At 69.2% G+C, this 10712-nt stretch carries 6 protein-coding genes and 1 pseudogene; 2 read left to right on the top strand and 5 right to left on the bottom strand.

Annotated elements, in window-relative coordinates:
* Positions 1 to 14 precede the first annotated feature (14 nt).
* Positions 15 to 2150, top strand: coding sequence for a UvrD-helicase domain-containing protein (locus tag AB0N06_RS07550; RefSeq protein ID WP_366133759.1), 2136 nt, complete (start codon positions 15 to 17; stop codon positions 2148 to 2150).
* A gap of 58 nt (positions 2151 to 2208) precedes the next feature.
* On the opposite strand, the gene AB0N06_RS07545 is transcribed toward AB0N06_RS07550, so the two are convergent.
* Complete coding sequence (locus AB0N06_RS07545) at positions 2209 to 3864, bottom strand: N-6 DNA methylase (RefSeq protein WP_366133758.1); 1656 nt, start codon at positions 3862 to 3864, stop codon at positions 2209 to 2211.
* A 609-nt stretch (positions 3865 to 4473) separates the two neighbouring features.
* Between AB0N06_RS07545 and AB0N06_RS07540 the strand changes: the two are divergent.
* Positions 4474 to 4595: pseudogene (locus AB0N06_RS07540) on the top strand (DUF302 domain-containing protein); the annotation flags it as partial.
* A gap of 464 nt (positions 4596 to 5059) precedes the next feature.
* Here AB0N06_RS07540 and AB0N06_RS07535 read toward each other — a convergent pair.
* The 4 genes from AB0N06_RS07535 to AB0N06_RS07520 form a co-directional block, all read right to left on the bottom strand.
* Positions 5060 to 6418: a class I SAM-dependent RNA methyltransferase gene (locus AB0N06_RS07535; protein ID WP_366133756.1), complete on the bottom strand. Its 1359-nt coding sequence runs from the start codon at positions 6416 to 6418 to the stop codon at positions 5060 to 5062.
* A gap of 101 nt (positions 6419 to 6519) precedes the next feature.
* Positions 6520 to 8565: an APC family permease gene (locus AB0N06_RS07530; protein ID WP_366133754.1), complete on the bottom strand. Its 2046-nt coding sequence runs from the start codon at positions 8563 to 8565 to the stop codon at positions 6520 to 6522.
* 120 nt (positions 8566 to 8685) lie between these two features.
* Positions 8686 to 9729: a 1-aminocyclopropane-1-carboxylate deaminase gene (locus AB0N06_RS07525; RefSeq protein ID WP_366133753.1), complete on the bottom strand. Its 1044-nt coding sequence runs from the start codon at positions 9727 to 9729 to the stop codon at positions 8686 to 8688.
* Positions 9730 to 9792: 63 nt separating this feature from the next.
* Positions 9793 to 10485 (bottom strand): GntR family transcriptional regulator, encoded by a 693-nt coding sequence (locus AB0N06_RS07520; protein WP_366133752.1) that lies wholly within the window; start codon positions 10483 to 10485, stop codon positions 9793 to 9795.
* Positions 10486 to 10712: the final 227 nt, after the last annotated feature.

The following is a 10712-nucleotide window of genomic DNA, read 5'->3' as shown; positions in this document are numbered from 1 at the left end:
GGAAGGAAGACCTCATGCCCCGACTCGCTTTCGCCCAGAGTTTCTGGGACGGCTACGACACGTTGGAGAAGCCGGTGCGAGCCGGTGTACGCAAGGCCATGGGGAAATTCCAGGCTCTGAGTGCCGCCGCACTCAACGCGGACAAAGGTCTGCACCTGGAGTCCATCGCGAACGCCCGTGACCCGCGGATGCGCACCATTCGCATCACCGACTTCTGGCGAGGCGTCGTCCTCGCCCCCGACGACGGCAGTGATGTGTTCCTACTGGTCAAAGTCCTGCCGCATGACGATGCCTATACCTGGGCGGCGAAGCGTCTGTACAGCGCGAACTCCGCGACCAGGGCCCTGGAGGTGCGCGACGCCGTCGCTCTGGACGAGCTGACCCCCCTGTACGAGACGGCCGCACGCAACGCTCCCAGGCTGCTGTTTGCGGGCGTCTCCGACGGCACTCTGCGCGAACTCGGCATCGACGGGCAGGTACTGCGCGCCGCGCGTTCCCTGGTGGACAAGGCCCAGCTGGACGCGTTTGCCACGCTCCTGCCGGAGGATCAGCTGGAGGTGCTGCAGTACCTCGCCGAGGGGTTCGGACCGGAAGAGGTCTACCGGGACGTCGTCGCCGTCCGTCGGCCCGCCAACGCGCCCGCCGAGCCCGTCGAGGACCTGGCCACGGTGATCGCCAACACTCCCGCACGCATCCGCCTGGTCACCGGGCCGCAGGAGCTGGAGGAGATGCTGGAAAAGCCGTTCGAGGCCTGGCGGGTCTTTCTCCACCCCTCCCAGCGGCGCGTGGCCTACCGTACCTCGTACGGAGGTCCCGTCCAGGTCACCGGCGGGCCGGGGACGGGTAAGACGGTGGCCGCCCTGCACCGGGTCAAGCATCTGCTCGGCCGCTGTGAGGACGGCCGTATTCTGCTCACCACATACACGAACGCGCTCGCCGCCGGACTGCGCCAGATGCTCGGCCTTCTCCTCGACGAAGACGAGCGGCTGCTGGCGCGGGTAGATGTGACGACGGTCGACGCCTACGCGAACGGCATCGTGCGCGCGAAGTCCGGGGCCCCGCCCAAGCCGATCGGGGACCGGGATCAGCGTCAGTTGTGGGAGAAGACCGTCAAGCAGCTTGACCTGCCGTTCACCGCCCAGTTCTTGGCCCAGGAGTACCGGCACGTCGTACTCGGCCAGAATCTCCGCGATCTCGACTCCTATCTCGGCGCGAGCCGCCGCGGCCGCGGCACCGGCCTCGGCCCCGCGCGCCGCCGAGAGGTGTGGAGCGGTGTGGAGCGGTTCGAACAGTTCTTGCGCGACCGTGGTGAGACCACACACCCGCGGGTCTGCGCCCGCGCGGCGGAACTCCTCTCCGGCGCGTCGGCTCCGTATGCCCATGTCGTCGTCGACGAGGCTCAGGACCTGCACCCCGCGCAGTGGCGTGTGCTGCGTGCTGCCGTCTCCCCCGGCCCCGACGACCTGTTCGTCACTGGCGACCCGCACCAGCGGATCTACGACTCCCGGGTATCGCTCGGCTCCCTGGGCATAGCCACGGTCGGTCGTAGCTTCCGGTTGCGCGTCAACTACCGCTCCACGGAGGAGATTCTCTCCTGGGCGGCGCGGCTCCTCGTGCCCGTCACCGTCGACGCGCTCGAGGGCGAGGGGGCGGACTCGCTAGCCGGGTACCGCTCCCTGCTGCACGGGCGCCGCCCCCAGGTGCAGGAGTACGCGACCCAGCAGGAGGAAACCGAGGCCCTGGTGGACCGGGTCCGGGTGTTGCTCGACGAAGGCCTCGCACCGCACGAGATCGGCGTGTGCTCCCGCTTCAACCTCTCCCTGGACGCGGCCGAGGACAAGCTGAAGGCCGTCGGCATCCCGGTGCTACGGGTCAGGGGGCAGACCGCGCAGAGGACCGAGGGGGTACGGCTGGCGACCATGCACGCGATGAAAGGGCTGGAATTCCGGGCGGTGTCCGTTCTCGGTGTCAACGAGGGTGCCGTCCCGTTCGCCCGTGAGATCACCGCACGCGAGGCGGACCCGCTGCAACACGACGCCGACCTGCTCCGGGAACGCTGCCTCCTCTTCGTCGCCTGCACCCGCGCCCGCGAAGCCCTGAGCGTGACGTGGAGCGGAGCTCCGAGCCCGTTCCTGCCACGCGCCATCTGACCGGCCACCCGGCGCGGACCAGTGCGGGGCACCCCCACCGGGGCGTCCCGCACTGTCCTCACTCCTCCGGCGCCAGGGCGCCCGTGGCGAGGCCGTCACGAGCGACTTCGGCGAGCTGTCGGCTCAGCTCGTCAACCTTGCGCATGCCTTCCTCGAATACGGACAGGGCTCGGAAGGCAGACCCGTACCGACGCTGATCGTCGATACCCATGCGAGGGATGCGTGAACCCCTGCCGTCGAGGCGGTAGGTCCCGCTGGCACTTGTGGATCGGCGGACGTTGACGGAGCTGCGCAGGAATCCCTGCAGATAGTCCGTGTCCAGCTGCTCGCTGGCCGAGACCGGTTCCGGACCATCGAAGGTGACAACTCCGGCGCGGGCGAGATCCGCAACGCTGGTGGTGGCGCTGTCCAGTGAACCCGCTCCGCCGCCCGGCGCAAGCTCGGGCAGGAGTGCGGCAAGTCGGCGGATCTGGTCCTCCAGTTCCTTGCGCAGAGTGGCGTACTCACCGGGATAGTCCCGGTGCCGGACCTGCAGATGGCTGCCGGGGGTCAGGTCGACGGTGTCGTCGAGGAGCTCGATCAGCGGCACGTCGGCGACCTGGTCGGGGCGTGGCTCCAGGCTCCCGTCGGGACTATTGCCGGTCAGGTCGACCATGCGCACGGTGCGGTTCGTATCCGCGGATCCCGCGTTCTCGGGACGCCGCAGACACCACAGATGGAGGGGCAGGGCGTGAGAGGTCGCCGTCCCCGGTGGCAGGGCGACCACTTGGCGCATGATGCCCCGGCGTACAAGTTCCGCTCGGATGCGGCGGCCTGCCTTCCGGTACGCGACTGAGGCTGGCATGACCATGAGGACCTGGCCGCCGGGCCCCGTGTGCGCATAGGCGTGTTGGAGCCACGCGAGCTCCCCCTCGGCCTTGGACGGGGTACCAAGTTCCCAGCGAGAGTCGAGCAGCAGTTCCTCCCGCCCCCACTCTGTCACTCCGGCCGGCGGATCGCAGACGACCAGGTCCGCCTTGAGATCCGGCCATTCGTCTGCGCGCAGGGAATCACCCGCCACGATGCGCACACCCGATCGGTCCAGGAGGTTGGCGCGGAGCTGTGCGAAGCGGGCACTGTCGGCGTCGATCTCCTGGCCGCGACAACACGTTCCCGCTTCCGCGGCGACGGACAGAAGCAGCACCCCGATTCCGCAGGCGGGATCGAAGACCGTCGCGTTGGCCGGCAGTTCAGGAGCAAAGTGGCACACAGCACGCACCACGCGCTCGGAGGTCACCTGGTCCGATCCCGCACGCCGAGCGGAGTCCATGAATCGTTCGGTCAGTCCGTTTACAAGGTCGACGGGCGCTTCAGTCCGGACAAGCGTCTGTACGCGGGTGGAGACATCCTCCGGCAACCGCGGCTCAGGCGCTCCGGCCAGCATCTCAGCCACCTCGGCCAGGCCCGTGACCATCTGTTCCCCATACGCAGCCCGCATGGCCTGCCACAGCTCGACCTCGAGTGATACCTCCTGGCCTTTGCGCTGCTTGTCCAGCCACGCCTGGACCTCGGCGAGTGCGTAGAGCGGACTGTTCGCGGCACCTCCCGCCGATGCGGGGAAGTCGCCGTAGCGCCGACGCCAGTTGGAGACAGCAGCCCGAGTGACTCCGGCCAACCGAGCGATCTCGGAACCAGTGACAAGGGGGCCGACCGGTGAAGCGGCATTGTCCGTCATCCCCCCAGCGTACACGGGCCGAAACCCACCTTTCAGAAAGCAATACGTTGACAACATAAACAGCCCTATGCTCTTACGTGTATGCGCCTGGGTCCAGTGCGACGCACCTGCCCCTGGCCGGTTCGGAGCTCTCTGCCATGCACCCCTCCCCACCGTTCCGTGGACCACTCATGCGCACCACCCCCTGTCGGCCAACCCGTAGGTAGCCGCACCGGTGGTGCCGACCACTGCACAGGGCGCCGGCTGGCGGACCGCTGACCGTCGTCCTCGCTGTGCCCTCTGTGGCGGCCAGGCTCCGCCCGGCCGTTCCGTCCCCCTTCCGGCTCGCCACCAACTCGCCCCTGTCCGGCGGACCTTGACCACCTCCATGCCGAGAGGAACTCGAGATGACCGACTTCCATCCCTTGTGCAACACCTGACCGGCGACTTCTCCGTGCTGGAGGAAGCAGTCATGGGCCGGATGAACGACACCGCCTCCCCCGACACTGTCGCTGCCCTGACCCACCTCGCCCTGGCCGAGCGTGTGGCAGCCGTGCTGACGTACTCGCTGACCCGGGCACGCGCTGCGGTGCGGGTCGCCGAGTTCGGGCCACGTCCTGACGAGCAGGTATGGCCGCGGACCGCACCATCGGACTGCTCCTGCCAACTTCGTCGTTCGGCGCGACGGTGACACCACCGTCGTCCAAGCCCTCACCCCCGCGACCATGGTCACTCTCACCGGGCTGCGTGCGAGTCTGCGCCAACCGCGTCACCCAGCGCGGCAAAGGCCCCGCCCCACCCAGCACGTTGCTGCTGCGGACGTATGCGCAGTGGGCCGCCGAGGTCACTTGCCAAAACTCGGCGTGTTTCGGCCGCCGTCATGCCCGCGGTCGCTCGAGCGCGAGGATCCGCCGGCAACCTGGCGGAGCGCCGAACGGATGGAAGCCGACGCGGTCGCTCCCCATGTTTTTGGCAATCTGGCCATCGCCGCGCTCCGCGGCTGGGCTGCGGCACGGGCGCGATCCCCCGGCGCGCGTCTCGAAGGGCGTCATTCGAGCGTCAAGAATCCTCAGCGATGCCACGACACTCGTGCCGCCGAGACCGCGCCCTGTGACAAAAATGCAGGTCAGAGCATCTACGTGGGCTTACTCTCCGCTCGACCCGTTACACGGAGGGAAACGGGTCGAGCGAACAACCCGGGCAACAAAACCGCAGGTCAGGAAGCCTTCGCGGCCGGCTCCAGAATCGCCACGCACTCCACATGGTGCGTCATCGGGAACAGATCGAACGCCCGCAGCGTCCGCACCTTGTAGCCGCCCTCCCGGAAGTACGCCAGGTCGCGGGCGAGTGCCGCCGGGTCGCAGGCGACGTAGGCGATGCGGCGGGCGCCGAGGCCGGTCAGGTGCTTCACCGTCTGCTTGCCCGCGCCCGCGCGCGGCGGGTCGAGGACGATCAGGTCGCACTCGGTGATGCCGGTACGCGGCAGGACCTGCTCGACCTTGCCGTGCTCGATGCGGACCCGGTCCAGGTCCTTGAGGTTGTGGCGGGCGTCCTCGACGGCACGCTTGCCGGACTCGATGCCGAGCACCGCGCCCTTCTCGCCGATGCGCTGGCCGAGGGCTCCGGCGAACAGGCCGACGCCGCAGTAGAGGTCGAGGGCCATGTCGTTCTTGCGGGGCAGCAGGCCCTGCATGACCGCGCGGACCAGCGTGTTGGCGGCCTGCGGGTGGACCTGCCAGAAGCCGCCGGAGCCGACGCGGTACGTGCGGTCGTCGGCGCGTTCGCGGACGAAGCCGCGGCCGTGGACCCGGTGGATGCCGCCGTCGCGTTCGTCGACGCGCAGGACCGAGACCGGCTTGTCGAGCTCGACGAGCGGCAGTCGGGCGCCGGGCTTCGGGGTGAGGATGACCTGGCGGTCGTTGGAGCCGGTGGCGGTGATGGCTTCCACCGAGGCCATGCCGGTCCAGTCGCGCTTCTCGATGCCGAGTTCGGAGACTCCGGGCGCCGCGATCATGCAGTGCTCGATCGGTTCGACGTCGTGCGAGCGGTGCTTGCGCAGGCCGGCCCGGCCGTTCTCGTCGATGGCGTACTGGACGCGGGTGCGCCAGGCCGGCACCTCGCCCGCCGGGAGCTTGTCGCCCTCGGCCGGCATGACGGTGCCGTCCCAGCCCGCCTCTTCGGGGGTGAGGCCCGCGAGGCGCTGGAGCTGTTCGGCGATGACCTCGCCCTTGAGCCGCCGCTGGGCGCCCGGCTTGGCGTGCTGCCAGTCGCAGCCGCCGCACTTGCCGGGGCCGGCGTACGGGCAGGGGGCCTCGACGCGGTCCTTGGACGGTTCGATGATGGTGACGGCGTCGGCCCGCAGGAAGCGGGAGTCCTTCGTGCCGTCGGTGACCCGTGCGACGACCTTCTCGCCGGGGAGGGTGTGCCGCACGAAGAGGACCTGGCCCTCCGCGGTACGGGCGATGCAGTGGCCGCCGTGGGCGACGGGGCCCACCTCGACCTCGTACTCCTCGCCGATCAGTGAGTCCCCGGTCTGCGAGTCCTCGGCCGGCGACGAGGTGGATTCGTTCTGCATGAGGGGATGGCTCCAGAGATCAAAGGAAAAACGGCCGGACAACAACCCACGATTCTACGCGGGTGGCGTCCGGCCGCTTACCAAACGGCGGGCAGGGAGGGTCAGCTCTTGCTGGTCTCCTTGTTCCTTCGTTCCACGGGGCCCCGGCGCACCGAACCCGGAGCGTTCCAGTCCGCGCGCTTCCTGGCGCGCTTCTTCGCGGCCTCGGAGGATTCCAGCTGATACGGGACGGACGTCACCATGACACCGGGGGTGAACAGCAGCCGCCCCTTGAGGCGCAGGGCGCTCTGGTTGTGCAGCAGATGCTCGTACCAGTGGCCGACCACGTACTCCGGGATGTAGACACTGACCACATCACGCGGGCTCTCCCGGCGGAGGCTCTTCACGTAGTCGATGACCGGGCGGGTCACCTCGCGGTACGGGGAGTCGAGGATCTTCAGCGGGATGTTGATGCCGCGCCGCTCCCAGTCCTCCTTGAGCGCCTTCGTCTCGGCCGGGTCGACGCTGATGGAGAGTGCCTCGAGCTGGTGGGAGCGGATCAGCTTGGCGTACGCGAGCGCGCGCAGCGTGGGCCGGTGCAGCTTGGAGACCAGGACGATGGAGTGGACCCGGGAGGGCTTCATGGTGTCGTCGGACGGGACCTCCTCGGCGGAGATCTCCTCGGCGACGCGGTCGTAGTGCCTGCGGATCGCGGTCATCGTCGCGAAGAAGATGCACATGCCGAGCAGGGCGACCCAGGCACCGTGGGTGAACTTGGTGACCAGGACGACCACGAGGACGAGGCCAGTCAGGAAGGCGCCGAAGGCGTTGATCGCGCGGGAGCGGATCATGTGGCGGCGCTTGTCGGCGTCCTTCTCGGTGCGCAGGTGGCGGTTCCAGTGGCGGACCATGCCGGTCTGGCTGAGCGTGAAGGACACGAACACGCCGACGATGTAGAGCTGGATCAGCCGGGTCGAGTCGGCGCCGTAGATGACGACGAGCAGGGCGGCCGCGCCGGCGAGCAGCACGATGCCGTTGGAGAACGCGAGGCGGTCGCCGCGGGTGTGCAGCTGGCGCGGCAGGTAGCGGTCCTGGGCGAGGATCGAGCCGAGCACCGGGAAGCCGTTGTACGCCGTGTTCGCCGCAAGGAACAGCACCAGGGCGGTGGCCGCGGCGAGCACGATGAACAGGAAGCTGCCGTTGCCGAAGACGGCCTCGGCGACCTGCGTGATCACCGGGTCCTGTACATAGCCGGGGCCGACCGGCACACCGCCTTTCAGCAGGTCCTGCCCCGGGTTCTCGGCCATCCGGACGTCGGTGACCAGGGCGAGGGCGATGATGCCGACGAGCATGGTGATGGCGAGCACGCCCATCATCGAGAGCGTCGTCGCCGCGTTCTTGGACTTGGGCTTGCGGAAGGCCGGGACGCCGTTGGAGACCGCCTCGACGCCGGTGAGCGCGGCGCAGCCGGAGGAGAAGGCGCGCAGCAGCAGGAAGACAAGGGCGAAGCCCGCGAGGCCCTCCTGCTCCGCCTTGATGTGGAAGTCGGCGGTGGGCGCGCGCATGGTGTCGCCGAGCACGAGAGTGCGGAAGGCACCCCACGCGATCATGATGAAGACGCCCACGACGAACACGTACGTCGGAATCGCGAAGAGCGACCCGGACTCCTTGACGCCGCGCAGGTTCATCAGCGTCAGCAGCAGGATCACCGCGACGGCGCACAGCACCTTGTGCTCGACCACGAACGGGATCGCCGAGCCCAGGTTCTCGATGCCGGAGGTGATGGAGACGGCGACGGTGAGGACGTAGTCCACGAGCAGCGCGCTGGCGACCGTCAGGCCGGCCTTGGGGCCGAGGTTGGTGGTGGCGACCTCGTAGTCGCCACCACCGCTGGGGTACGCGTGCACGTTCTGCCGGTACGACGCCACCACGGTGAACATCACCACCACGACCGCCAGGGCGATCCACGGGCTGAAGTGGTACGCCGACACGCCCGCGACAGACAGGACGAGCAGAACCTCGCCAGGCGCGTAGGCAACGGAGGACAGGGCGTCGGAGGCGAAGACGGGGAGGGCGATGCGCTTCGGCAGGAGCGTTTCTCCGAGCCGGTCACTGCGCAGTGCGCGCCCGATCAGGATCCGTTTGGGCACGTCGGTCAGTTTGGACACGCAGAGGATCGTAAGCGTTCCGTATGGAGGCCGCTGACGCACCACCCCCGTGGCCCTGCAATCTCCTGCACATAGCCGAGAACGCCACGGAATCCTTAACGGAATCCTTGCACTCGCCGCCTACGAGAACAGCGCGCTGTAACCGTTCAGTGCCGGTTGGCCACCGAGATGGGCGTAGAGGACGGTGGCGTTCCGGTCGATCTCGCCGCGCGCCACGAGGTCGACGGTGGCGGCCATCGACTTTCCCTCGTAGACGGGGTCGGTGATCATGCCCTCGGTACGGGCGGCCAGCCGCATGGCGTCGAGGGTGGCGTCGTCGGGGATGCCGTACGTCCCTGCGTGGTATCGCTCGTCCAGTTCGATGTCGTCGACGGTGAGTTCCCGCCGTACGCCGATGAGCTGTGCGGTGGCGGCGGCGATCCTGGCGATCTGGTCGCGGGTACGGGCGGGCTCGGCGGAGGCATCGACGCCCAGGACGCGGCGGGGGCGGCCGCCCGCCTCCTCGATGGCGGCGAAGCCCGCGACCATGCCGGCCTGGGTGGAACCGGTCACCGAGCAGACGACGACGGTGTCGAAGAAGACGCCGAGCTCGCGTTCCTGCTCGGCCACCTCGTACGCCCAGCCCGCGAAGCCGAGTCCGCCGAGCGGATGGTCGGAGGCACCGGCCGGGATGGCGTACGGTCGTCCCCCGCCCTCCTCGACCTGGTGCAGCGCCTGCTCCCAGCTCTCCTTGACGCCGATGCCGAACCCGGCGCGCACCAGGCGGACATCGGCGCCCGCGAGACGGCTGATCAGGATGTTGCCGACCTTGTCGTAGACGGCGTCGGGCCACTCCACCCAGCTCTCCTGGATGAGTACGCACTTCAGGCCCGCCCGGGCCGCGACCGCCGCCACCTGACGGGTGTGGTTGGACTGGACGCCGCCGATCGAGACGAGCGTGTCGCAGCCCTTCGCCAGGGCGTCGGCGACGAGGTATTCGAGCTTGCGGGTCTTGTTGCCGCCGTACGCGATGCCGGAGTTGCAGTCCTCGCGTTTGGCCCAGACCGCGGCGCCGCCGAGGTGAGCAGTGAGGCGGTCGAGGCGGTGCACGGGCGAGGGACCGAAGAGGAGCGGATAGCGGGCGTACGAGGAGAGGGAGGCGGAGGAGGCGGCGGAGGTCGTCATGGGGCTCCTGACGTCATGGGGTGGCGGGTTCGGCGGGCTTCTGCTGTTCCTGCGGTCAGCCGGTCAGGGCGCGTCGGCCGATGTCCCGTCGGCGGGTTCGTCGCCGGCGGGTTCGTCGGCCAGTTCTTCGAGGACGCGCCAGATCTCCGCGGTGAGCCGGGCGGCGGCCTCCGCATCGCGCGCCGCGCACGCCTCGATCAGCCGGTCGTGCAGTCCGGCCGAGCCGTGCGCAGCGCTCTGCGTGCCGAACTGCCGCCATTCCAGGCGCCGGATCAGCGGTGTGTAACGCTCGACGGTGGCGGCGACGGCGCGATTGCCGCAGGCGGTGACGAGGACGTCGTGCAGCTCGTCGTCGGCGCGCAGCGCGCCCGCGACGTCACCGCCCCGCGTCGCCGCCCGGAAGCGGTCGTTCGCCGCGCGCATCGCGGTGATGTCCGCGTCGGTGAGCAGGGGTACGGCGGTGCGGGCGGCGAGCTCCTGCATGGCGCGTACGACGGCGGCAGCGTCGCGTACGTCGCGCGGGACGAGCCGCGTCACCCGTGTATAGCTCTGCGGCTTGCTCTCGACGAGGCCTTCGCCGGTGAGCCGGGACAGGGCGTCGCGGACCGGGGCGCGGGAGAGTCCGAGCCGTTCGGCGAGGTCGGCGTCGCGCACGGACGCGCCGGGTGGGATTTCGCCACGGACGATGGCGTCGCGGATGGCCCCGTACGCGGTGTCCCGCAGCAGAGTCCGCTGGACGGGCCGGAGAGTCTCCATGAACTGACATGTTAGATGTCTGTGACGGCGAGACTCAAGAGTTCACCCCCGGGGCCCGATGTCCTGTGCTGTGCACAACGCCGGCGGCGGGCGCCTGCCCCGGCGTTCCGCTTTACCACCCCTTTGCAGGCACCGCCGCGGTGAAAGCACACTCGAATGAGGCAACGCGTCCATGGCCGCATAAGCTCATCCCGGGCAGCGCCGGAAATCGTTGCCCCGTTGTTTGC

The organism is Streptomyces sp. NPDC051020, from assembly GCF_040683105.1.
Classification (GTDB): Bacteria; Actinomycetota; Actinomycetes; order Streptomycetales; family Streptomycetaceae; genus Streptomyces.
This window is presented reverse-complemented; position numbering and strand designations above follow the sequence as displayed.

What these genes read in the sequence shown, in the direction of transcription:
- AB0N06_RS07550 (WP_366133759.1), top strand. Translation starts at nt 15, where the DNA reads ATGCCCCGACTCGCTTTCGCCCAGAGTTTCTGGGACGGCTACGACACG.
- AB0N06_RS07545 (WP_366133758.1), bottom strand. Translation starts at nt 3,864, where the DNA reads ATGACGGACAATGCCGCTTCACCGGTCGGCCCCCTTGTCACTGGTTCC.
- AB0N06_RS07535 (WP_366133756.1), bottom strand. Translation starts at nt 6,418, where the DNA reads ATGCAGAACGAATCCACCTCGTCGCCGGCCGAGGACTCGCAGACCGGG.
- AB0N06_RS07525 (WP_366133753.1), bottom strand. Translation starts at nt 9,729, where the DNA reads ATGACGACCTCCGCCGCCTCCTCCGCCTCCCTCTCCTCGTACGCCCGC.
- AB0N06_RS07520 (WP_366133752.1), bottom strand. Translation starts at nt 10,485, where the DNA reads ATGGAGACTCTCCGGCCCGTCCAGCGGACTCTGCTGCGGGACACCGCG.